The sequence below is a fragment of the Ruegeria discodermiae genome (genome assembly GCF_030758345.1).
Classification (GTDB): Bacteria; Pseudomonadota; Alphaproteobacteria; order Rhodobacterales; family Rhodobacteraceae; genus Ruegeria_C.
The window spans coordinates 194,546-217,958 of sequence record NZ_JAVAMO010000004.1; the positions used below are offsets into that span (position 1 = coordinate 194,546).

The 23,413-nt window shown below is 59.3% G+C and carries 22 protein-coding genes and 1 tRNA gene; 15 read left to right on the forward strand and 8 right to left on the reverse strand.

Annotated elements, in window-relative coordinates:
- Positions 1–19 precede the first annotated feature (19 nt).
- The 9 genes from Q5Y75_RS12105 to Q5Y75_RS12145 all read left to right on the forward strand — a co-directional run bounded on the left by Q5Y75_RS12105 (position 20) and on the right by Q5Y75_RS12145 (position 9,295).
- Positions 20–1,168 carry an SPFH domain-containing protein gene (locus tag Q5Y75_RS12105; RefSeq protein ID WP_306197645.1) on the forward strand — a complete coding sequence of 383 codons (1,149 nt, stop codon included), beginning with the start codon at positions 20–22 and terminating at the stop codon, positions 1,166–1,168.
- Between the two features lie 24 nt (positions 1,169–1,192).
- Complete coding sequence (locus Q5Y75_RS12110) at positions 1,193–1,669, forward strand: protein tyrosine phosphatase family protein (RefSeq protein WP_306197647.1); 477 nt, start codon at positions 1,193–1,195, stop codon at positions 1,667–1,669.
- Complete coding sequence (locus tag Q5Y75_RS12115; protein WP_306197649.1) at positions 1,669–2,775, forward strand: TFIIB-type zinc finger domain-containing protein; 1,107 nt, start codon at positions 1,669–1,671, stop codon at positions 2,773–2,775. The genes Q5Y75_RS12110 and Q5Y75_RS12115 overlap by 1 nt, the downstream gene beginning before the upstream one ends.
- A gap of 45 nt (positions 2,776–2,820) precedes the next feature.
- Positions 2,821–3,465: a nitroreductase gene (locus Q5Y75_RS12120; RefSeq protein WP_306197651.1), complete on the forward strand. Its 645-nt coding sequence runs from the start codon at positions 2,821–2,823 to the stop codon at positions 3,463–3,465.
- Between the two features lie 19 nt (positions 3,466–3,484).
- Positions 3,485–3,934, forward strand: a complete 450-nt coding sequence (gene dtd, locus Q5Y75_RS12125; protein ID WP_306197964.1) for a D-aminoacyl-tRNA deacylase — start codon at positions 3,485–3,487, stop codon at positions 3,932–3,934.
- Positions 3,935–4,287: 353 nt separating this feature from the next.
- Positions 4,288–5,880, forward strand: a complete 1,593-nt coding sequence (locus Q5Y75_RS12130; protein ID WP_306197653.1) for an ABC transporter substrate-binding protein — start codon at positions 4,288–4,290, stop codon at positions 5,878–5,880.
- A gap of 12 nt (positions 5,881–5,892) precedes the next feature.
- Positions 5,893–6,849, forward strand: a complete 957-nt coding sequence (locus Q5Y75_RS12135; protein ID WP_306197655.1) for an ABC transporter permease — start codon at positions 5,893–5,895, stop codon at positions 6,847–6,849.
- Positions 6,846–7,661, forward strand: coding sequence for an ABC transporter permease (locus Q5Y75_RS12140; RefSeq protein WP_306197658.1), 816 nt, complete (start codon positions 6,846–6,848; stop codon positions 7,659–7,661). The genes Q5Y75_RS12135 and Q5Y75_RS12140 overlap by 4 nt, the downstream gene beginning before the upstream one ends.
- Entirely contained in the window at positions 7,658–9,295 is a 1,638-nt protein-coding gene (locus tag Q5Y75_RS12145) for an ABC transporter ATP-binding protein (protein ID WP_306197660.1), read from the forward strand. Before Q5Y75_RS12140 ends, Q5Y75_RS12145 begins: the two co-directional genes overlap by 4 nt.
- A gap of 67 nt (positions 9,296–9,362) precedes the next feature.
- Here the strand turns inward: Q5Y75_RS12145 and Q5Y75_RS12150 are convergent, their stop codons facing one another.
- Complete coding sequence (locus tag Q5Y75_RS12150; RefSeq protein WP_306197662.1) at positions 9,363–9,920, reverse strand: TlpA family protein disulfide reductase; 558 nt, start codon at positions 9,918–9,920, stop codon at positions 9,363–9,365.
- A gap of 117 nt (positions 9,921–10,037) precedes the next feature.
- Between Q5Y75_RS12150 and Q5Y75_RS12155 the strand changes: the two genes are divergently transcribed.
- Positions 10,038–10,877: an alkaline phosphatase family protein gene (locus tag Q5Y75_RS12155; RefSeq protein WP_306197663.1), complete on the forward strand. Its 840-nt coding sequence runs from the start codon at positions 10,038–10,040 to the stop codon at positions 10,875–10,877.
- Between the two features lie 42 nt (positions 10,878–10,919).
- Here Q5Y75_RS12155 and Q5Y75_RS12160 read toward each other — a convergent pair whose 3' ends face one another.
- The 7 genes from Q5Y75_RS12160 to Q5Y75_RS12190 all read right to left on the reverse strand — a co-directional run bounded on the left by Q5Y75_RS12160 (position 10,920) and on the right by Q5Y75_RS12190 (position 19,318).
- Entirely contained in the window at positions 10,920–11,843 is a 924-nt protein-coding gene (locus tag Q5Y75_RS12160) for an alpha/beta hydrolase (protein WP_306197664.1), read from the reverse strand.
- A 12-nt stretch (positions 11,844–11,855) separates the two neighbouring features.
- Complete coding sequence (locus Q5Y75_RS12165; RefSeq protein WP_306197666.1) at positions 11,856–13,745, reverse strand: acyl-CoA synthetase; 1,890 nt, start codon at positions 13,743–13,745, stop codon at positions 11,856–11,858.
- Positions 13,746–13,907: 162 nt separating this feature from the next.
- The gene (locus Q5Y75_RS12170; protein WP_306197669.1) at positions 13,908–15,716 is read right to left on the reverse strand and encodes an ABC transporter transmembrane domain-containing protein; all 1,809 of its coding nucleotides are present in this window, start codon (positions 15,714–15,716) and stop codon (positions 13,908–13,910) included.
- A 272-nt stretch (positions 15,717–15,988) separates the two neighbouring features.
- Positions 15,989–16,062 (reverse strand) — tRNA-Gly (locus tag Q5Y75_RS12175).
- Between the two features lie 155 nt (positions 16,063–16,217).
- Entirely contained in the window at positions 16,218–17,210 is a 993-nt protein-coding gene (locus Q5Y75_RS12180; protein ID WP_306197671.1) for an MBL fold metallo-hydrolase, read from the reverse strand.
- A gap of 123 nt (positions 17,211–17,333) precedes the next feature.
- Entirely contained in the window at positions 17,334–18,287 is a 954-nt protein-coding gene (locus Q5Y75_RS12185) for a LuxR C-terminal-related transcriptional regulator (protein ID WP_306197674.1), read from the reverse strand.
- A gap of 110 nt (positions 18,288–18,397) precedes the next feature.
- Positions 18,398–19,318: a LysR family transcriptional regulator gene (locus Q5Y75_RS12190; protein ID WP_306197677.1), complete on the reverse strand. Its 921-nt coding sequence runs from the start codon at positions 19,316–19,318 to the stop codon at positions 18,398–18,400.
- A gap of 167 nt (positions 19,319–19,485) precedes the next feature.
- On the opposite strand from Q5Y75_RS12190, the gene Q5Y75_RS12195 reads away from it, so the two are divergent.
- The 5 genes from Q5Y75_RS12195 (at position 19,486) to Q5Y75_RS12215 (ending at position 23,408) form a co-directional block, all read left to right on the forward strand.
- Positions 19,486–20,502: a TRAP transporter substrate-binding protein gene (locus Q5Y75_RS12195; protein WP_306197680.1), complete on the forward strand. Its 1,017-nt coding sequence runs from the start codon at positions 19,486–19,488 to the stop codon at positions 20,500–20,502.
- Positions 20,503–20,574: 72 nt separating this feature from the next.
- Positions 20,575–21,135, forward strand: a complete 561-nt coding sequence (locus Q5Y75_RS12200) for a TRAP transporter small permease (RefSeq protein WP_306197682.1) — start codon at positions 20,575–20,577, stop codon at positions 21,133–21,135.
- Complete coding sequence (locus Q5Y75_RS12205) at positions 21,135–22,475, forward strand: TRAP transporter large permease (protein ID WP_306197684.1); 1,341 nt, start codon at positions 21,135–21,137, stop codon at positions 22,473–22,475. Before Q5Y75_RS12200 ends, Q5Y75_RS12205 begins: the two co-directional genes overlap by 1 nt.
- Before the next feature lie 21 nt (positions 22,476–22,496).
- Positions 22,497–22,988 carry a universal stress protein gene (locus Q5Y75_RS12210; RefSeq protein WP_306197685.1) on the forward strand — a complete coding sequence of 164 codons (492 nt, stop codon included), beginning with the start codon at positions 22,497–22,499 and terminating at the stop codon, positions 22,986–22,988.
- Positions 22,989–23,021: 33 nt separating this feature from the next.
- A complete protein-coding gene (locus tag Q5Y75_RS12215) occupies positions 23,022–23,408 on the forward strand; it encodes a nuclear transport factor 2 family protein (RefSeq protein ID WP_306197687.1) in 387 nt (128 codons plus the stop codon).
- Positions 23,409–23,413 lie beyond the last annotated feature (5 nt).

The window sequence follows — 23,413 nt, forward strand, 5'->3', positions numbered from 1 at the left end:
ACAGGAGAAAGACTGAACCATGGGTATTTTTGATTTTCTTTCCGGTGAGTTCATCGACGTCATCCATTGGGTCGATGACACCCGCGACACCATGGTCTGGCGGTTCCAGCGCGAGGGGCATGAGATCAAATACGGCGCCAAGCTGACCGTGCGCGAAGGGCAGTCGGCGGTGTTTGTGCATGAGGGGCAGTTGGCGGATGTGTTCACGCCGGGGCTCTATATGCTCGAAACCAACAACATGCCGATCATGACGACGCTGCAGCACTGGGATCACGGCTTCAAAAGCCCGTTCAAATCCGAGATCTATTTCGTCAACACGACCCGGTTCAACAACCTCAAATGGGGTACCAAGAACCCGATCATGCTGCGCGATCCGGAATTTGGACCCACCCGCATCCGCGCCTATGGCACCTATACGGTGCGGGTGAAGGACCCCGCCAAGTTCCTGATCGAGATCGTCGGCACCGATGGCGAATTTACCATGGACGAGATCAGCTATCAGATTCGCAACATCATCGTGCAGGAGTTTTCCCGCGTTATCGCAGGCTCGGGCATTCCGGTGCTGGATATGGCCGCCAACACCGCCGATCTGGGCAAGCTGATCGCGGCTGAGGTCTCGCCCGTTGTCGATGCCTACGGGCTGGAGATGCCGGAATTCTACATTGAAAACATCTCACTGCCGCCCGCAGTCGAAGCGGCGCTGGACAAGCGCACCTCGATGGGTCTGGCGGGCGATCTGGGCAAGTTCACCCAGTATTCCGCCGCCGAGGCAATGACCGCCGCCGCCAACAATCCCGGCGGGGGTGGCGGTATGGGCGCAGGGCTTGGCATGGGAATGGGCGTGGCCATGGCGCAGCAGCTAGGGAACATGGCAGCGGGTCAACCGTCAGGCCCGTGGGGGGCGCCTGCCCCCGCTGCCGCGCAACCGGCTGCGTCTGTGGCACCGCCGCCCCCGCCGCCGGTCGAGCATGTGTGGCATATCGCGGTTGACGGCCAGACCTCGGGGCCGTTTTCCAAGGCCAAGCTGGGGCGGATGGCAACCGCTGGCGAGATCACCCGCGAGACCTATGTCTGGACGGCTGGTCAGGATGGCTGGAAGCGCGCCGAGGACGTGCAGGAAATGGCGCAGCTATTCACTATACTGCCACCTCCTCCGCCGGGCGCCTAAGCGCAAGAGCAGGAAGGCCGATCCATGGCACAACTGAATGACATTCTCAATTTCCGGCAGGTGAGTGACCGGCTCACCCTGTCGGGTCAGCCCACCGAAGACCAGATCGCCGCACTGGCCGAGGCCGGAGTAACGGATGTCATCAATCTTGGGCCGCATGACAACAAGGGCGCCCTGGCGGATGAAGCGGGCTGCGTCGCAGCCGCAGGAATGGCGTATCACTATATCCCCGTGGATTTTAATGCCCCGCCGGAACAGGACTACACCGCCTTCACCGATACCATGGCCGCGCTTGGCACCGCGCGCGTGCATGTGCATTGCATTTACAACGCACGCGTATCGGCCTTCATGTTGCGCTATGCCCGCGAAGGGCACGGCGACGCCCCTGCCGCCGAAGCGCTCATGGAGGGTATCTGGCGACCGGGCGGTGTTTGGGCTGCCTTCCTTGGACACGAGGCCGATATCGACCAACCTAACCGTTATCTGGGCTACGACTATTGATGACCCAAGACCTAAGCGCGCCCCTGTCCGAACACCGCTTTCCTTGCGATCAGTGCGGGGCCGATTACCGCTTCGACCCGGCCAGCGGCGCGCTGGTTTGCGGGCATTGCGGCAACACCGACCAGATCAATGCCGGGCCGTGGAAAAGTGGCGGCCTGCGCGAGCTGGATTTTGATACCGCCATGGCGCAAGCCCTGCCCGAGGCCGAGATCGAAGAGACCCGCGTGCTCTCCTGCCCCAATTGTGCGGCGCAGGTGGAGTTCGACCCCGACACACATGCCGCAGAATGCCCGTTCTGCGCCACGCCGGTGGTGACCGACACTGGCGTCAACCGCCATATCAAGCCGCGCGGCGTGCTGCCCTTTGCGCTGGATGAGCGTAGTGCGCAGAAAGCCATGTCGGACTGGCTGGGCGCGCTCTGGTTCGCGCCCAGCGGGCTGAAAGAATACGCTCGAAAGGGACGCAAGATGCAGGGTATCTACGTGCCCTATTGGACCTTTGATGCGGATACCAAATCGCGCTACCGGGGTGAGTGCGGGGTCATCTATTACGAAACCCGCACGGTCATGCGCGATGGCAAACGGGTGCAGCAGCAGGTGCCCAGGGTCCGCTGGACCCCCAAATCGGGCCGCGTGGCGCGGTTTTTCGACGATGTACTGGTACTGGCCTCACGCTCTTTGCCAAAGAAATACACCGACGCGCTGGAGCCGTGGGACCTGCCCGCGCTGGAGCCCTATCAGCCGGAATATCTGGCCGGGTTCCGGGCCGAGGCCTATACGGTCGAGCTGAAAGAAGGCTATCGCGAAGCGCGCAACCATATGGATCGCGTGATCGAGCGCGATGTGCGCTTTGACATTGGCGGCGATCGGCAGCGCGTGCATGGGGTCGAAACCACCGTCTCCGACGTGACCTTCAAGCATATCCTGCTGCCGGTCTGGCTGGCGGCCTACAAGTTTCGTGGCGAGACCTATCGGTTCGTGGTCAATGGCCGCACGGGCCGCGTTCAGGGCGAACGTCCCTGGTCGGCGATCAAGATCGCCATTGCGGTGACACTTGGCCTGCTGGTGGCGGCCGGTGTTGGGTATGTGGTCGCAACCAACCAGTAGCGCATGGAAGGGAGGCGGATGGAGTTGCAGGCATTGGATAGGTTGATGGCAGAGCGGCATTCCTGCCGGGCCTTCGCGCCAACCCAGATTGCCAAATCCGAGATTGAGCAGATTCTGGCCACAGCCCGTCGCACGCCAAGCTGGTGCAACGCCCAGCCCTGGCGCGTCGATCTGACAAGCGGAGTCGCAACCGACAGGTTTCGCGCCGCTTTGAGCGAAGAGGTGCAAGGCGCAGCACCCAATCCCGATCTGCCCTTCCCAAGCTCTTATAGTGGCGTTTATCAGGACCGGCGGCGGGCCTGCGGCTGGGCTCTCTATGAAGCGGTGGGGGTCATCAAGGGCGACCGCGCGGGATCGGCACGCGAGATGATGCGGAACTTTGCGTTGTTCGACGCTCCCCATTGCGCCATCATCTCAAGCCCGGCGGAACTGGGTGCTTATGGCGCGATGGATTGTGGCGGCTTTGTCACCGCATTTTGTTTGGCAGCTCAAGCGCTTGGCATCGCAACCATTCCGCAGGCGGCGGTGGCCAGCTATGGCCCGTTCCTGCATCGATATTTCGACATTCCGCAGGATCACCTGATCTTATGTGCCATCTCGTTCGGGTATTCCGATACGAAACACCCCGCCAACGGATTTCGCACCGAGCGGGCGGAACCGGATGAGTTTACCCATTGGCACGACGATTGAACAGAAGGCGGCAGGCACAATGCGCGCATTGATCCAAAGAGTGTCAAAGGCCTGCGTCTCCGTAGACGGAGAGACTGTCGGAAAGATCGGCGCCGGCCTGCTGATCCTTGTTTGCGCCATGCGCGGTGATGACGAGGGCGAGGCTGTGCAACTCGCCTCCAAAATCGCCAAGTTACGAATTTTTCGCGATGCGGCTGACAAGATGAACCGCTCGATACTGGATACAGGCGGCGCGGCGCTGGTTGTCAGCCAGTTCACGCTGGCCGCCGACACCAAAAGGGGCAATCGGCCGGGGTTTTCCGAGGCCGCCTCACCTGATGAGGGCAAGCACCTTTATGAGTTCTTCGCCGAGCAGCTACAGAGCCACGGCATCCCGGTTGAACGGGGCGTCTTTGGCGCGGATATGGCGGTTGAGCTTACCAATAGCGGGCCGGTCACGATCTGGATGGACAGCGCGGACCGGCGCTGATCCCTGTCAGGAGCGGCGGTATCGCCGGAATCATGGTGGCCGCAATGCCTGCATCAGGTCTCGGAGTGAGGCTACCGAGGTGCCGGTCTGGGGCGCATGGTCCGACAAAAAATGAAAACACCAAGTGAATTCCCCCCTGCCCGCCGCCCGACGGGCCGGGATTCAAGCTGGGAAACGACGGTATCGTTACGCGATGCGACACTCCGTTGCGAATTGAGCGCCGCTCAAGATCGCCCCCTGCGGGAATAATGGGACATTAAGCCTTGCCGGGCGGTGGGAAATACGCAAACCTTGACCCATCAATCAACAAAAACCGCGCGCCAAACGCGCAGATCATCAACCGGGAGATCTCGATGAACGACCAACTTGACTATTTGTCCGGCCGCGTGACGGCTGGGAAAATGACACGCCGCGAGTTCATGGGCAAAGCCGCCGCGCTGGGTGTGTCCGCAGCCGTCGCCAGCACCATGTTCGCCAAGGCCGCCAAAGCCGCCGATCCGGTCAAAGGCGGCACCTTCCGCCAGGGCATCCAGGGCGGCGAAAGCACCAACACGCAAGACCCGGCGCTTTATGCCTCCGACGTGCCGATCGCGGGTGGCTTCCACTGGGGCGAGACGCTGGTCGAGGTGGACAACAAGGGCCAGTTGAACGGGCTGGTTGCGGAAAGCTGGGAAGGCTCGGACGACGCCAAGACCTGGCGCTTCAAAATCCGTCAGGGTATCGAATTCTCCAACGGCAAGAGTGTTACCGCCGAGGACGTCAAGCGCACCATCGAGCGTCATACTAATGAGGATTCGAAATCGGGCGCTCTGGGCATTGTGCAGGGCATCGAGTCGATGAAGGTCGACGGGGATGTTATTGAGCTGTCTCTGGAATCCGGCAATGCCGATATGCCTTACCTGATCGCGGATTATCATCTGATCATCCAGCCCGATGGTGGTTTCGACAATCCCAACGCGGCGATTGGCACCGGGGCTTATGTTCTGGAATCCGACGAGCCGGGCGTGCGGATGCAGTTTGTACGCAACCCCAATTACTGGGCATTGGACAAATACGCACATTATGACGAATCCGAGATCCTGGTGCTGAACGACGCCACCGCGCGGACCGCTGCGCTGCAATCGGGCCAGGTGGACGCGATCAGCCGGGTCGAGCCGAAGATCGCTCAGTTACTGGCGCGGGCGCCCAACGTGACCGTCAACAATGTCTCGGGCCGGGGTCACTATGTGTTCATCGCTCATGTGGATACGGCACCGTTTGATTCCAACGAACTGCGTCTTGCGCTGAAATACGCCATAAATCGCGAGGAAATGGTCGACAAGATTCTGCGCGGCTATGGCGGTCTGGGCAATGATATCCCGGTCAACGCGGCCTACCCGCTGTTTGACGATACCATCCCCCAACGCGCGCATGATCTGGAAAAGGCCAAGGAGCATTACGCCAAGTCCGGCCATGATGGCTCGCCCATCATCCTGCGCACCGCTGATGGTGCCTTCCCCGGTGCCGTGGATGCGGCTGCCCTGTTCCAGCAATCGGCACAAGCTGCCGGTATCCCGCTGGAAATCAAGCGCGAACCCAATGATGGCTACTGGTCGGAAGTGTGGAACGTGCAGCCCTTCTGCGCCTCCTACTGGTCGGGTCGTCCGGTGCAGGACCAGATGTACACCACCGCCTATCTGTCCACGGCCGACTGGAACGACACCCGCTGGAAACGTCCCGAGTTTGACGAGCTGATGATCAGCGCGCGCGCCGAAACGGACGAGGCCAAGCGCAAGGAAATCTATTCCAAGATGGGTCGCATGCTGAACGAAGAAGGCGGTCTGATCTGCCCGATGTTCAACGACTTCATCGACGCGGTCTCGACCTCGGTGCAGGGCTATGAAGGCGACCCGAATGGCGAGCTGATGTACTGGAAGGCCCCCAAGAAGACCTGGAAAACGGCCTAAGGTCCGGACGGTATGCATCCCGTAGTGAAACTGGTTGCTCAGCGCCTCGTGCTGAGCACCCTTCTCCTCCTCGCCGCGTCGGTTCTGATCTTTGCAGGTACAACGATCCTGCCGGGCGATGTGGCCCAATCCATTCTCGGACAGTCCGCCACCCCTGAATCCCTTGCCAACTTGCGCGAGGAACTGGGGATGAACGACCCGGCGGTCACCCGCTATTTCAACTGGCTCTTTGCGGCCTTGCAGGGTGACCTTGGCACTGCGCTGACCAACGGGCGCGACATTGCCGAAAGCGTCGGGCAGCGGTTGTCGAATACGCTTTTCCTCGCCTTCTGGGCCGCCATCATCTCGGTCCCGCTGGCGATCCTGCTTGGCCTGGTCGCGGTGCGCTACAAGGATCGCTGGCCTGACAAGCTGATTTCGGCCGTGACACTTGCCTCGATCTCAATCCCGGAATTCCTGATCGGCTACCTGCTGATGTTCTTTCTAGCGGTGCAACTCGGGTGGTTCCCGTCGATCGCAATGATCAATGACGACATGGGTCTGCTGCAGAAGCTACAATCCATCGCGCTGCCGGTGATGGTTCTGACGCTGGTGGTGCTGGCACATATGATGCGCATGACACGCGCCGCCATTCTGAACGTAATGCAATCGGCATATGTCGAAACCGCCGAGTTGAAAGGCCTGAGCGGATTTCAGGTCATCTACCGCCACGCTTTCCCCAACGCCATCGCGCCTATCGTCAACGTTGTCATGATCAACCTCGCCTATCTGGTGGTTGGCGTCGTGGTGATCGAGGTGGTCTTTGTCTATCCCGGCATGGGGCAGTATCTTGTCGATCACGTGTCAAAACGTGACGTGCCGGTGGTGCAAGCCTGCGGACTGATCTTTGCAGCGGTCTATATCTTCCTCAACATGATCGCCGACATTGTCTCGATCCTTGCGAACCCGAGATTGAGGCATCCAAAATGAAGAACATCCCAATCTCTGCTCTGATCGGGCTGATCCTCACGGCCCTCTATTTTCTCATGGCACTGCTTGCACCGCTCATTGCCCCCTATGGCATGGCCGAGGTGGTGGGTGATGTATGGGAGCCGTCCTCATCCAAGTTCTGGCTCGGCACTGACAATATCGGGCGCGATCTGCTCAGCCGAATGATTTATGGCGGGCGCACCACGATCTTCATCGCCACCGCCGCGACCATCCTCAGCTTTGTGACCGGCTCGGTTCTGGCCTTCTTTGCCGCCGTGATGGGCGGCTGGGTGGATCAGGTTCTGTCGCGCTTTGTCGATCTGATCATGTCGATCCCGACGCTAATCTTTGCACTGGTGGTTCTGTCGGTGATGCCGGTGACCATCCCGATCCTGATCGTAGTCATGGGCTTGCTAGACTCGACCCGCGTTTATCGTCTGGCGCGTGCCGTGGCGGTGGATATCTCGGTCATGGATTATGTCGAGGCCGCGCGTCTGCGCGGTGAGAAAATCGGCTGGATCATCTTTCGGGAAATCCTGCCCAACGCGCTCAGCCCGCTGATCGCAGAAATGGGGCTGCGCTTCATCTTTGCGGTACTTTTCGTCTCGACGCTGTCGTTCCTTGGCCTTGGCGTGCAACCGCCCGAAGCCGATTGGGGCGGCATCGTGAAAGAGAACAAAGAAGGCATCGTCTACGGCATTCCCGCCGCCCTACTGCCGGCTGTCGCCATCGCCACATTGGCGATCTCGGTGAATCTAGTGGCCGACTGGGTGCTCAATCGCACCACATCGCTGAAAGGAGGCCGCGGATGAGCGATCCGCTTCTCAAGGTCCGCGACCTGAAGATTGGCGCAACCGTCTACCCGCCGGGCGAAAAGCCCCATGACATCGAGATCGTGCACGGGGTCAGTTTCGACCTCGCGCCCGGCAAGGTGTTGGGGCTAATCGGGGAATCCGGGGCCGGGAAATCCACCATTGGCCTCGCCTCGATGGCCTATGGCCGCGGTGGGGTGAAAATCACCGGTGGCGAGGTCTGGGTGAACGGGCGCGATATTCTCAAATCGCCGCTCAAGGACATCCGCAATCTGCGCGGGGCCGAGGTGACTTACGTGTCGCAATCAGCAGCGGCCTCGTTCAACCCGGCCAAGAAGATCATGGATCAGGTGGTCGAGGCAGCGGTCGAACAGAAGAAGTTCGGACGCAAAGAGGCCGAAGAACGGGCCCGCACGCTGTTTTCCAAGCTGGGCCTGCCCGACCCGAATAATATCGGTGAGCGCTATCCGCACCAGGTTTCGGGTGGCCAGTTGCAGCGCTGCATGACCGCGCTGGCGCTCTGCCCTGAACCCGACCTTGTGGTCTTTGACGAGCCCACAACGGCGCTGGACGTGACCACGCAGATCGACGTGCTGATGGCGATCAAGGAGGCTATCCGCGATACCGGAGTTGCTGCGCTCTATATCACCCATGACCTCGCGGTTGTGGCGCAGGTCAGCGATGACATCATGGTGCTGCGGATGGGCGACATGGTCGAATACGGCCACACAGATCAGATCATCAACCACCCGAAGGAAGACTACACCAAGGCGCTGGTCTCGGTCCGGTCCATCGAGCACGAAGAAAAACAGCCCACGCCGGAACCTGTGCTGAGCGTCCAGAACATCACGGCGCGCTACAAGGGGCTGAATTTCGACGTGCTCAAGAACGTGACCGTCGATCTGCACCCGGGCCAGACCCTGGCCGTTGTGGGCGAATCCGGATCGGGCAAGTCGACGCTTGCCCGCGTGATCACCGGGCTGTTGCCGCCCAGTGACGGGCAGATTGACTTTGCCGGGCGTACCCTGTCGCGCGATCTGGCCGGGCGCACCCGCGAAGACTTGCGCGAATTGCAGATGATCTACCAGATGGCCGATGTCGCGATGAACCCGCGCCAGACGGTCGGCACCATCATAGGCCGACCGCTGGAGTTCTACTTCAACATACGCGGCTCGGAAAAGCGCAAGCGGATCATCGAGTTGCTGGATGAGATCGAACTGGGCGAAAAATTCATCGACCGTTATCCTGCGGAGCTGTCCGGAGGTCAGAAACAGCGGGTCTGCATCGCGCGCTCGCTGGCGGCCAAACCCAAGATGATCATCTGTGACGAGGTCACCTCGGCGCTCGACCCGCTGGTGGCGGATGGCATCCTCAAGCTGCTGCTGGATTTGCAGAAGATCGAGGATGTGGCCTATCTGTTCATCACCCATGACCTTGCCACGGTTCGCGCCATCAGCGATTCAATCGCCGTGATGTATCAGGGCAAGGTGCAGCGCTATGGTTCGAAATCCGAAGTGCTGAGCCCACCCTTTGACGATTATACCGACCTGCTGCTCAGCTCTGTCCCCGAAATGAAGCTGGGCTGGCTGGAAGAGGTGGTCGCCCATCGCAAGATGGAAAGCGCCGGGAACTGAGAGCTGGGGATGCTTGAAAGGCGGCGGGGTTATCTCCCGCCGCTTGTTTGTTGAGCATGCCGGGGGTCTAAGACTTCGCGAAGCGCTCAAAATGGCCCGCCAGAATCGGCTCCAGCTCTTCCCGGTCGCGCATTCCCTGCAGGGTCTGCTGCAATTTCCCCTCGCCATCGAAGAGCAACAGAGTCACATGCGGCACACGGTGGAAATTGGCAAAGGCTTCGCCATCCGGTGTGGTAATATCCGCCACCAGATAAACCAGATCACATTCCCCGAACTGCTCCATCGCCTGCCGGGTCTCGCGCTGGAGTGCGTTGCAGGTTGGGCATTGCGGGTTATGGACCTGCACCACGCTGGGCTTGCCCTGCCCTACGCGGCTGAGGTCATATTCATGGGCCAGCGCGCGGAGCGAGCGGAGCGTGAAATATCCGCCGACACCCAGGGCAACCGCCCCGATCGCGCCGTTGCGCAGCAGTTTGAGCATATCGCGGCGCTTCACCTCTGGCTGCGCGGCTGCCGCGTCCTGGCGGGCCTTCTGCGCCTGTTTGCGTTTCGATTTCTTCGCCATGATCGCCGTATCCATCCCGGTGCCGGTCACGATCAGGATAGGTTCAACCGCGCCTGGCATACCTCACAATCCGGTCACGTGATATGACATCCAATTGAATAGCTCAGCGCTGCAATTTTCAATTGCCCGGCAGCAGCTTCGTCGCCACAAAGGCAACGAGGAACACGGAGGCCGGGGATGGACCGCAAACTTCTTCTGATCATTCTGGATGGCGTGCCCTGGCGCAACTTTCGCCGTCTCTTCGGCAATCTCGAAGGCTGGGTGGACAGCGGTGAGGCGCGGGTCTGGAAGCTACGCTCGGTCCTGCCCTCCACCTCGGCAAGCTGCTATGCTTCGATCCATACCGGCGTTGTGCCAGCCGAACATGGCTGTACCGGCAATGGCAACGTGTTCCGGCTACGCCACAAGGACATATTCTCGCAGATGCGCGATGCCGGCGGGGTGACCGGGGCGGTTGCGCATAGCTACTGGTCAGAGTTCTTCAACCGCCACCCGTTCGACCATGTGCGCGACGTGGAATATGACGAGCCCGACAGCACCACGATCAACCATGGCCGGTTTCACAGCATGACCGGCTATGGGCATGCCAACCAGATGACGCCCTGTGACCTCGACCTGTTTGCCTCGCTCACCAATCTCTGCCTGCGCTTCAGGCTGGATTACGGAATGCTGCACAGCTGTACGCTGGACAGCATGGGGCACCGGTTCCACCACGATTGCCATGAAATGGACCATGCCTGTTTCGTCATGGACGAGATGCTCGCCCCCTTTGTCCCGCGCTGGCGCCAGATGGGGTATGAGGTGATCGTGACGGCAGATCACGGCCAGGACGCGCGCGGCCATCATGGTGGGCGCGACCCGCTACAACAGGAAACGGCGCTCTACTATTTCGGGGAGGCTAAAGGGCCGGACTCCGATACGGTGATCGATCAGGTGCAACTGGCCCCGACCATCCTGACCCGGTTGGGCGCACCGGTGGCCGAGACGATGCGGGCCAAGCCCTTCCTGGGTGCATGATGGGCGACAAGGCGCTTTGACACGTCTTGGTGCCCAGTATGGTCAGTCATAGGGCCAGAGCCCCTGCCCCAGCGCTTCGATCGCAAGCGAGATCCGCTCGAAACTGGCACGGGCGCGAGCCACGGAATGGCGCGCGCGCAGATAGCCATGCACTAGACCCTCCTCGTTGACCCAGCAAACGGTTCCGCCCGCCGCCAGCAGCCGGTCGCGATAGTCGCGCCCGTCATCGCGCAGAGGGTCGCAATCGGCGGTAAAGATCATGGTTGCAGGCAGCCCCTCGAAGTTACTGTCCTGCAAAGGCGCGTAGGTCGGGTCATCACTTGGCGTTTCACCCAGCGTGCGAATGCTGTCATAAAACTTGACGTCCGAACGGCTGAGCATCGGCGCGTGGGCGTGCTCAAGATAGGAGCCCTGATCCGCATCGCCGCCCAGAACCGGGTAGATCAGCACCTGCCCCAGCAGGTTTTGCAGCCGTCCGCGCGCATGATGCGCAATGCAGGCGGCCAGCGTGCCGCCGGCACTATCACCAGCCAGCACCATCGGGTCGCCATAGGTATCCGCCGCCCATTCCAGCGCCGCCCAACAATCGTCGAACTGTGCCGGGTGCCGGTGTTCGGGGCAGAGGCGGTAGTCGACCGCAACCACGCGATATCCGGTCTGGGCGCATATCTCGGCGCAGATATCGTCGTGACTGTCCAACCCGCCCAGCACGAAACCACCGCCATGCATGTAAATGACCGTGCGCGTGGGCTGCCCGGCAGAATAGACACGGACCTGAACGCCATTGGCACTTAGATCCTCTGAGGAGATTCCCTCGGGGGTGTCCTGCCGAAAGGTGCGGCACAACTGGTCGTAGACCTGTCGCTGTTCTTCAATCGACAGGTCCACCGCATTGTCGGGACAACACTCCGCACTACGGCGGATGAAGTCCCGTGTCTCCGCATCTAGCAGCGTGTCATAGTCCATTCGCACTCCGGATCAGGCAGCCCATTCCCATGGGCGCGTATAGTCGCCCAGAATCTTGGATACATCCTCGTCCGAGGTGCCATATGCGTCAAGCTGCGCGACGAGGCCGCGTTTCTTGTCATCGATAACCGAGACGACCCGCGCCGCCACTTCGCCCTTTTCAAGCGCGGTATTGTAGATCCGGGTGATCGCTTCCTTGCGCAGATCGGGCTTGAAAATCTTGCCGACGGCGGTTTTCGGAAGCTCCGGCAGAATGGCGAGATGCTTGGGATGGGCTGCGCGCTCGTGGATGTGAACCTCGCAGTACTTCATCAGTTCATCGGAGGAAACGGAGGCACCGTCGACCAGCTCGACATAAACACAAGGCACCTCGCCCGCGTATTCGTCTGGCTGACCAATGGCGCCTGCAAAGGCGACGGCCTCGTGGCCCAATAGCGCCTCTTCGATTTCGGCGGGATCGATATTGTGGCCGCCGCGAATAATCAGATCCTTGGCGCGTCCGGTGATCCACAGATACCCGTCCGCATCCACACGGCCCAGATCGCCGGTACGCAGGTATTTGTCGTTATGGTACAGATCACGGTTCTTTGCCCCCTCGGTATAAGTATGACCGACAAACACACCCGGATTGGCGATACAGATCTCGCCGACTTCATCTGTGCTGGCCTCAACCGGGCCGTCAGCGGTATCCTTGTAAACTTTGACATCGGTATAGGGGAGCGGCACCCCGATCGAGCCGACTTTCTTTTCACCATCCGTGGGATTGCAGGACACAAGGCAGGTTGCCTCGGTCAGGCCATATCCTTCGACAATCGTGACGCCGGTGGTCTCTTCGAAGCGGCGGAACAATTCCAGCGGCAGCGGGGCTGATCCCGAAAACGCGGTCTTGATTGTCGATATGTCGGCGTCGACGGGGCGCTGCATCTTGGCTGAGATGGCCGTTGGGACCGTGATGACAAACGAAATCTTCCAGCGTTCGACCAATTTCCAGAAATTGTCGAACACCCCTTCGCCGCGATAGCCTTGCGGAGTTGGAAAGACCACATGTGCCCCTGAAGAGAGCGAGGCCATTACGATCACGTGACAGGCAAATACGTGGAACAGCGGCAGCGGGCATATGATGTTGTCATCAGGTCCAAAAAGCAGCGTCGCGCCCAGCCAGCCATTATAGATAATGCCGGAATATTTGTGCTGCGCCACTTTCGGCATGCCGGTGGTGCCGCCGGTATGGAAATAGCAGGCAACACGGTCCTCGGTCGCATCAGCGAAGGCCAGCTTGGTCGGCTGCTGCGACATTGCCTTGTTGAAGTTCATGTAATCCGCATGCGCTAGGTGTTCCTTATTCTCCAGCTTTGGACGGATCAGCGGCACGATCCAGGATTTCGGAGGTGTCAGGTAGCGATTGAGGTCCACCTCAAGAACCGTATCCACATGGGGCGCGTGGCGCACGGCTTCGGCCACTTTCTGGGCCACGTCGGTTTTCGGGAAGGGTTTGAGCGTCACCACGACCTTAGCGTTGGTTTCGCGCAGGATCGAGGCGATCTGCTCAGGCTGCAACAGCGGATTGATCGGGTTCACAATACCGGCAACCGCACCGCCCAGCATTGTGATCAGCGTCTCGTTACAGTTGGGCAGCACATAGGCGATCACATCCTTTTCGCCCACGCCCAAAGATCTGAACAGATTGGCGGCTTGCGTGACCTTATCCTTGAGCTCTGTCCAGGTCAGCGTCTCGGCTTTGTCGGTAGGCCCAGAGAGAATTTGAAAACTGACTGCATTGTTGTTTGGGTACTTTCCCGCAGTTGACGAGAGCAGCTGATAGAGCGTGACCGGAACCTCACGCTCTGCCCAGGGCATTTCATTTTCGATTGCATCCCGATCTGCAACACCCGCAAAGGTCATTTGAGTTCCTCCCTCTTATTAGCACAGCGGTGTAAGAGCCCGCCTGAATTCCGGCCAAAACCTGCAAAAAAGCGGGGGTCAGCACAAGGAACACCCTAACGTCAATTTAAGCGTGTGCGAGGGATTACCGCCACGTCATGTGACGATTTTATGGCGGCGAGGTTACTCTGCTGCAATCCCTTCGGTGAATTGAAGCCTTGCAAGCCGCGCATAAAGCCCGCCCTGAGCGACAAGTTCATCATGCTTGCCCTGCGCAACAATCTGCCCATTCTCCAGCACCACGATACGATCGGCTTTCTTCACGGTTGCCAAGCGGTGCGCCACGATCACCGTCGTGCGCCCGGCGCAGAGCACATCCACTGCCTGCTGCACCGCACGCTCGCTCTCGGCATCCAGCGCCGAGGTGGCTTCGTCTAGCAGCAGCACCGGCGCATCGCGCAGGATTGCGCGCGCAATCGCGATGCGCTGTTTCTGGCCGCCCGACAGCATCACACCACGCTCGCCCACATAGCTGTCATAGCCATCTGGCAGGGCCGCAATGAAATCATGCGCAGCAGCCGCGCGCGCCGCCTGCTCGACTTCCCCGTCGCTGGCCGAGGGTCGGCCAAAGCGGATATTGTCGCGCACGGAGGTCGCGAAAATCACCGGGTCCTGCGGAACCAGTGCGATGTGGCGGCGGAAATCGTTGCGGGTGAGTTGGTGCAAATCTATCCCGTCGAGCGTCACCCGCCCCTGGTCCGGATCATAGAACCGCTGCATCATCTGGATCACGGTGGTCTTGCCAGCACCCGAGGGGCCCACCAGCGCAACGGTTTCGCCCGGCGCAACGGTCAACGACAGATCGTCCAGCGCCAGATGTTCGGGGCGTGAGGGGTAACGGAAACTGACCGCATCAAGAGCAATCTCGCCCTTCACCGGCTCAGGCAGCTGCACCGGCGCGCCGGGATCCAGCACGGTGTCTTTCGCGTGCAAAAGCTCCACCAACCGTTCGGTTGCACCAGCCGCGCGCTGCAATTCGCTCCAGATCTCCGAAAGTGCAGCGACCGAACCCGCCATGATCACCGAGTAGATCACGAATTGGATCAGCGTCCCTTCGGTCATCGTGCCCACGCGCACCGCATTCGCACCCATCCACAACACGCCAACCACACCGCTGAAGACCAGAAAGATCACGATGACAGTCAGGATGGCGCGGGTACGGATGCGGACGCGCGACACCTCGTAGGAGGTCTCGGTCATTTCGGCGAATTGCGCGCGGCTCGCTGCCTCGCCGGTATAGGCCTGGACTGTCTGCACCGCGCTCAGCGCCTCTCCCGCGCTGCCTGACGAGGCGGCAATCCAGTCCTGGTTCTCGCGGCTGATCCGGCGCAGGCGACGGCCCAGCACCAGAATGGGCACGATCACGATGGGGATCAGCAGCAGGACCATGCCGGTCAGCTTGGCCGAGGTCAGCAGCATCAGGATCAGCCCGCCGAAAAACAGCAACATGTTGCGCAGAGCGATAGACACGGAGGAGCCCAGCACCGACTGGATCAGCGTTGTGTCGGTGGTGATCCGGCTGAGCACCTCACCGGTCATGATCCGTTCGAAGAACTCGGGGCTCATCCCGATGACGCGGTCAAACACGGCCATGCGGATATCGGCCACCACCCGTTCGCCCAGCCGGGTTACCAGCGCATAGCGGATGCCCGTGCCCAGCGCGAGGATGGCAGCGATCCCCAGCGCCGCCAGAAAATAGCGATCCAGCAGATCGCCGTTTTCGATGCGGAAATTATCGACCACCCGGCGCACCGCCAGAGGCAGTGTCAGCGACATCGCGGCGGTCAGAATCAGTGCCGCCACGGCCCCCGCCATCAGGCCTTTGTAGGGCAGCATGAAAGGCCAAAGCGCGCCCAGAACACCCAGCTTGCGTGAGCTGGCGCGCTCTTCGCTTGCATTTGGCGCGGGCTGAGCGGGTTTCGATCTGGCCATGCTATTGGTCTCACATTGCGGTCTTTACGGGGCGCTATAACCCGTTGGTCCCGCTTCATGGCCCTGCCGCCCCTGCAGGTCAAGCAAATGCGCGCGCAAGAGCATGCGGCCAAACCTCACAACCCCGCAACAGCCTGTGGCGAAGTCGGGTCTGCAATGCGCAAGCGGTCCGCTGCACAGAGCGCGGGATCAGCCATAGAAATCAATAAAGTCAGATAGTTACCCGTCTGAGACTTGGTTTTCTCATATAGTCGATATCGGGATGGAATTCTTGGAGCGGGTAGCGGGAATCGAACCCGCACCTTAAGCTTGGAAGGCTCTTATGATACCATTTCACCATACCCGCCAAGAACCAGTGCGTCCTAGAACAAGCACCGAGCGAGGTCAATAGCTGCCGTTTTTCGAATGCGGCTTGTCTGACATTTTGTTCCGCCAGCCCCCTCAAAAGGCAAACCGGCCCGCAAATCTGCGCGCCGGTTCACCCATGAGTGGCAGCGGGGGTCAGCTTGTGAGGGCGTTATGCCCAAAATACAGGAACTCGCGATCGCGCCCTGCAATATCTCCCGCTTCCAGGGAGAGGCTGGCGCTGTCCAGCATCTTGTAGCTCTTCTGGGATTTGACCCAGTCATCGGCGTTCTGAAGCGTGGTCAGCGTGTAGCTTGTAGTTTCATTGAGATAATGGGTGGGGATCACGATCTTGGGCTTGAGCTTTTCCACGATCGCGTTGCCCTGATCGTAATCCAGAATGTGCTGCGAGCCGTCCACCGGCAGGGTCAGCACATCGACCTGACCTATGGCGTCCCAGAATGCCTGCGGCGGGTCGTGGCGGTTGTCACCCCAGATCAGCGTCCGGATCCCGCCGGTTTCCACCAGATAGACCACCATATCCATATGGCTGACATTATCCGGCGGGCAAGCCTGCACGCCAAACTCTCCCAGCGCGTTGGTCCAGTCATACCAGCCCGGCGCGCGGCAGACATGTTTGTCGGCAAAACCGGTGATCTTGATATCGGCAAACTCGAAATTGCCGACCATCCGATCCAGCACCATGGTCGAGACCGGGCGGTGAATCGCATCATGATCGAAATGTGTATGGGTGGACATGCAGATATCCACCGGGGTTTCCGGGAATTCGTTCTTGAACCACAGCCCCCATGCACCCGAGGGGTCGTCACGCCAGGGATCGAACAGAACCGTGGCACCGCCCGGTGAGGTGATCTTGATCGCGCAATGGCCGAAATAGTCGACGCCAACAGCACCTTCCACCGAGTTGCCGGTGGTTTTCTGCAGCTCGATCACGCCGTTATTGTTGCCAGGCTGCGTCCAATCGGTGGATTGCGCCTTGGCGGAGGTGCTGCTCATCAACGTGGCGGCGCCCCCCACCCCGGCGGCCCCTGCGGCCATGAAGAACGAGCGGCGCGACAGGCCCGGCGCCATGTCGTCCGCGCTCCCGCGCATCAGCGTTGGCTTAAGATTCAGATCGTCTTTTTCCATTTTTGGATTTCCCTGTTGTCTCACGATCCGGGGATGTCCTCGGACAATGCCATCGTAGCAACCGGGGCATCTGATGAAGGTATCGAAAAACTATGGGGGAAACATGGGGAAAGCCCCCATGTTTTACTGAATGGACAACAGCAGGCTGCGCAGGTTCTGACCGCTGCGTTTCAGGCCGAGTTTGGCGCGGATATTGTTGCGATGAAACTCAATCGTGCTGGGCTCGCGCGAAAGGGTGCGGGCAATATCCTTGGTGGTCTGGCCGCGCATTATCATCTGGGCGATTTCCTGCTCGGCGGGGGTCAACGCCTCGAATACGGTAGTCAACTGCCCGCTCATATCCGAGGTGATGGATCTGAGGCTTTCCTCGGCAAGTTCCAGATAGGCGCGGCCCGCCGGGTCACCGTCAAGCCTACTGCGCAGCTTGGCAAGATGTGGAACGACCAGCCCCTTGATCTGGCGCAGTATCTTGGCGTCGTATTCTTCGCGCGACGTCTCGACGCTGCTCAGCAGAACGCGCAGTGCTGTATTGGCCTCTTCCAGATCCGAAGTGCGGTTGGCGACGCGCTGTTCCAGCTGATCCAGGGTCGCCTGCAATTCCGCCTCAAGCGCGATGCGGCGGTCAATCTCGATCAGCAATTCAAGATCCGCCTCGATGACCCGCGCAAATTCCTGCAACCCTTCGCGAAACAGCAGAGCGCGCCGGTTGCGCCGCGTATCCAGAACGCAGATCGTCCCAAAAACTGACCCGTCGGGCCATTTCAGCGGATAACCGATATAGAACCGCATCCCGTGTTCCATATCGTCGTTGTCGACCCAATCTGGATCGCAGGTGGCATCCTCGACCGTCAATTCGCCGTCGCGTTGCAAGACCCCGTAACAATAGAGCTTTTCGTTTAGCGTGAACTGGCACCCGGTGACATAGGGGTTGTCCTTGCTCCTACTGGTGACAAAGACCGAGTGATGCGGCTCGTGGGTGCGCATCACCAGACTGGCAGGGACATCAGCAACATTTGCGATCAAATCCACGATCCGTTGCCACTTGGCGATGGTGTCTTGCGAGATGTCGGGTTTCAAAGGGACGGCCCCGGATTTGTCTGGCAGATGAACCGGGCCAGTCTAGGGGCCAAGCCCGGTGTCAGGCAAGCGGCGCGGGGATCGCGTGCAAAGGCCGCACGCGCGACCAGCTATCTGGAATGCTCTTTTACCAGCGTCTGCAGGAACGTCTGCGTAATCCGCGGGGGCTCAGGGCTGCGCCGGTTGACTGCGGAAAAAGTGGCGCGATAGTGCAGCATCTCGGGCAGGATCATCTTCATCTGCCCCTGTTCCACAAAGCTCCTCGTAAAGTGGTCCGGCAGGAACCCGATATAGCGGCCTGACAGGATCAGGATCGACAGGGCATGTTCGCTCTGAACCTTGGCCGCGCGGCGCAGCTTGAGGGACTGTCCGAATTTTAGATTGGGAGAATTGACGCTAATGCCCGCATAACGCGCGGCGCGCACATCATCCAGGGTCAGATTCGCCTGATCGCGGTCAAAAAACGGATGTCCCTGACCGCAGAACAGATACATGTTCTCGGTATAGATCGGGACATAGTTCAGGCTTTTTGACACCCGATGTTCTGCGATAATGCCTACATCTACATCGCCGCTGAGTAATTTTGTTTCAATCACATTCGGCGGCTCAAGCGAAAGTTCGATCTGCACATCCGGTGCCAGCACGTTGAAAGTGCTGATCGCGCGGGCCAGATGAGAGTCGGGATTGGAGGCGCATTGATCAAACAGAGCGACATGGATTCGACCAACAAGATCCTGCTTTATTTCATTCACCTCGGACTGAAAGTCCGAGACGGAAAGCAGCAGTCTCTCGGCCGCAGCCAGCACCTTTGCCCCGTCTTCCGTTAATGAAAACCCGCCGGGACCCCGGTTGCACAGTTTCAGCCCCAATCGAATCTCAAGATTCGATAGGTACTTGGAAATTGTGGACCTTCCGATGTTGAGCTCGGTCTCGGCGGCTGAAAGGCCACGGCTTTCTACTACCGACTTGAAAATCCGTAATAAGTTTATGTCGGCCTCTCCGACTTTGGTTACAAGTGACTGCCGTGCCATGCAATGTTCGCCATTTATGAAACTTTACGCTCAATAGTTACCATTTTGGAAACCCGACTCACAAGCTACACGTGCGCCACCGGGGCAGATTCGGACTGGAAAATGCGCAGAGGAGCGCATTCCGGCGCGCACTCCGGATATCAGGACAAACATGCCGGAGGACATTCATGTCATTTCTCAAGCGGGTCTGCAGTACAACTGCGGCCATTTCCATTACTGCCATGCTCGTCGCGGGGGCAGCACATGCCAAGAATTTCAAGATCGCGGTGGGCGACAGCGGGGGCTCGAGCCAGGAGGCCACCGGCCTGGGCTTCAAGGCCGCGCTCGAAGAGCTGTCGGGTGGAAAGCACACAGCAACGCTGTTTCTGAACGGTCAGCTCGGGTCCGAGCAGGATACCGTCAACGACGCGGCCATCGGCACGCTGGACATGTCGCTACTGGCGATCAACAACATCACCCCGTTCTCGCCCACTGTCGGCGTGTTCACCCTGCCCTATGTCATCCTCAGCCTTGAGGATGCGGAAAAGCTGACCCAGGGCCCGATCGGTCAGGAACTGATTGAAAACACGATCAATGACGCCGGTGTTCGCATCATCGGCTGGACCTATACGGGTTTCCGCCGTCTTACGAACTCGAAAAAGCCGGTCAAATCGGTGGCCGACCTCGAAGGTCTGGTGATCCGCGTTCCCAAAAACGAGATCATGATCGACACTTACAAGGCATGGGGCATCAGCCCGACGCCGATGGCCTGGTCTGAAACCTTTGCGGGTCTGCAGACCAAAGTGGTCGACGGGCAGGACAACCCTTACACCACCATCAACGCGATGAAGTTCTATGAAGTGCAGAAATATGTGACGAACATCCGTTACATCTTCTCGATCGAACCGCTCATCATTTCCGAACAGGTCTTCCAGGAGCTTTCCGCAGAAGATCAGGAAATCGTCCTTGAAGCAGGCAAAGCCGCGACGCAGGCCTCTGCCGACTTCTTGCGCGCCAAGGAAGCCGAGATCAAAGAGATCCTGATCGAAAAAGGCATGGAAATCGTCGATCCCGAGAATGACGAAGCCGAGTTCATCGAGCTGGCGACCACCGCCGTGTGGCCAAAGTTCTATGAAAGCATCGGAGGCGTCGAAAAGCTGAACGCAGTGCTGGCCGAAATCGGTCGCGATCCGGTCTCTCAGTAACCGGTAACCGAGCATCCAACAAAAAAATTGCGGGGCACCATCTGGTGCCCCCAACAATAAATGGAGGGTCAGATGCCTAAATTCTGGGGAATTGTCGATAACCTGGAAAGCTATATTTGCCGCACGCTGCTGGCGATGTTCGTTTGCCTGTTGTTTCTTCAGGTCATCGTAAGAACGCTGTTTTCATTCTCGTTTTCCTGGGTCGAGGAACTGTCGATCTACATGTTCGTCTGGTTCGTCTTCTTTGGCGCCAGCTATGCCGCAAAGATGGGTGCCCATAACCGGGTCACGTTCCAGTTCAAGTTCCTGTCGGCGCGCGCGATCAAATACATCGAGGCCTTTGCGGATCTGTTCTGGATCTTCTTCAACGTCTATTTCGTCTATCTGGCGATCGATTTCATCTTCAATAAGATGAACCGGTTCCAGTCGTCGCAGACCCTCGGGTTCCACCTGAGCTGGGTCTATATCGTGCTGCCCATCGCCTTCACCCTGATGACCATCCGGGTGATCCAGGTGAACTATCGCAAACTGGTATTGGACGAAGAAATGGTCGACCCGGATTCGATCGACCTCGACGCTGTCAAAGCCGAAGCCGAAAGCCATAGCACCCCCAAATCTGAGGGAGACAAGTAATGGGCGCCGAAATCATCCCACTGCTGTTTGGCGGATTTCTGTTTCTGCTGTTCATCGGGGCTCCGATCACTGTGGCGCTTGGCGTCTCGACACTGATCACGTTCCTCTACCTAGGGGAAAACCCCATCAAATTCGTCCAGATCGCCTTTACCTCGGTCGGGTCCTTCCCGCTGATGGCGCTGCCCGCCTTCATTCTGGCCGGTGCGCTGATGGAAGCATCGGGCCTGTCACGGCGGCTGATCAATGTCGCCGAGAGCTTTGCCGGTCCCTTCACCGGCGGCATGTCTGCTGCAACCGTCATGGCGTGTCTGTTCTTTGGTGCGATCTCGGGGTCCGGCCCGGCGACCACCGCAGCTGTCGGCATGTTGATGATCCCGGCGATGATCGACCGGGGCTATTCCAAAGGCTTCGCCTCGGCCATCACCGCCTCGTCGGGCGGTCTGGGCATCGTCATTCCGCCCTCGATCCCGCTGATCATCTTCGGCATCGCCGCGCTCGGCATGCCGCCCCCGCCCGAGGCCGTGGAAGAGTTCGGTCAGTTCCAGACCGTTTCGATCCCGAAACTTTTCATCGCCGGATTCATGCCCGCCTTCCTGATCGCAGGCAGCCTATTGCTGATGAACTATATTCTTGCGAAAAAGAACAACTACACCGGCAGCACCGAAGGCTGGTCCGCGCGCCAGATGTGGTGCGAGATGTATCGCGGGTTCTGGGCGCTGATGGCCCCGGTGGTGATCCTTGGCGGCATCTATTCGGGCTATTTCACCCCGACCGAAGCGGCCATTGTGGCGATCTTCTATACGCTGATCGTGGGGGCGTTTATCTATCGGGAACTGTCCTGGAAAAGTCTATTCGGCGCGCTTGAAACCACCACATGGCTGACCGGCCGTGTGTTGCTGATCATGTTTACCGCAACCGTGTTCGGACGGCTTCTGGTCGAAAACCAGGTTCCCGCCGTGATCGCACAGGGCATGTTGTCCTTCACTGACAACATCTATGTGATCTGGACGCTGGTCATCCTGTTCCTGCTGTTTGTCGGCATGTTCATGGAGACACTGGCAACGATCCTGATCCTGGTGCCGGTGATGCTGCCGGTGGCCTATAGTGTCGGTATCGATCCGATCCACTTTGGCGTGGTGATGGTCTGTACGCTGGGCATTGGCTTCCAGACGCCGCCATTGGGTGAGAACCTGTTCATTGCGTCGGGGATCTCGAAAATCTCGATCGAAGAAATCTCGCTGCGGGCCCTGCCCTTTGCCTTCATCAACACGGTGGCGATCTTCGTCATAGCGTTCTTCCCCGAGATCTCGCTCTGGCTGCCGCGCGTGTTTGGGTACTGAGGTGGCTGAAAGGACTAACTCATGAAACAGAAGATCACACATATCCTCTTCGCCACCGCTTTGACGAAACACTCAAGCTACGCATTGACGCATGCGGCCAGTCTGGCGGAATCAACGGGGGCAAAGCTGCATGTTCTACATGTGGCCGAGCCGCTCAGCGACGATGCGTTGATCACGATGCGGATGTTTATGCAGGATGCGGGCTCTCGCTCTGAGGCACTGAAAGCCCGACATGACCACATGAAGGCGGTGTTGACCGAACGCCAGAAGGAATTCTGGGCAACCCTGCCCGAAGAAGACCGCGGCATTCAGGATCAGATCGAGTCGATCGAGATCATTGACGGGCATCCCGCCGAAGTGATCCTGCGCCGCGCCCGCGAGTTGAAATGCGACCTGATTGTGCTGGGGGCCCACGAACACGGGTTCTCGCAAACCTTCCTTGGTAGCGTCGCCAAGCGCGTTCTGCGCCGCGCCGAGATACCGACACTGGTCGTCCCGTACAGGGACGACTGAACCACAACCTAACGCTCTAAGAAAGAACAGAAAATGACCAAGACCCTAACCGCTAAGGATTTGGCGGATACCTTTGACTCTTTCAATCGTCACGATATTGACGGCGTGATGACCCATTTTGCCGATGACTGCGTCTTCTACACGGTCGGCGGCGAAGAGAAATATGGCAACAAGGTCGAAGGCGCAGCCGCCATCGCAGCCGCCTTTTCCGGCGTCTGGGCTGGCATGAAGGATGCCCATTGGGACCACCACAGCCATTTTGTGCATGGCGACCGCGCGGTGTCGGAATGGACCTTCTCGGGCACTGACGCCGATGGCATGCGCATCGAGGCCGAAGGAGCCGACCTGTTCACGCTGCGCGACGGTGAGATTGTCGTCAAACAGGCGCTGCGCAAATCCCGGCCCATGTTCAAGGCCTGAACCTC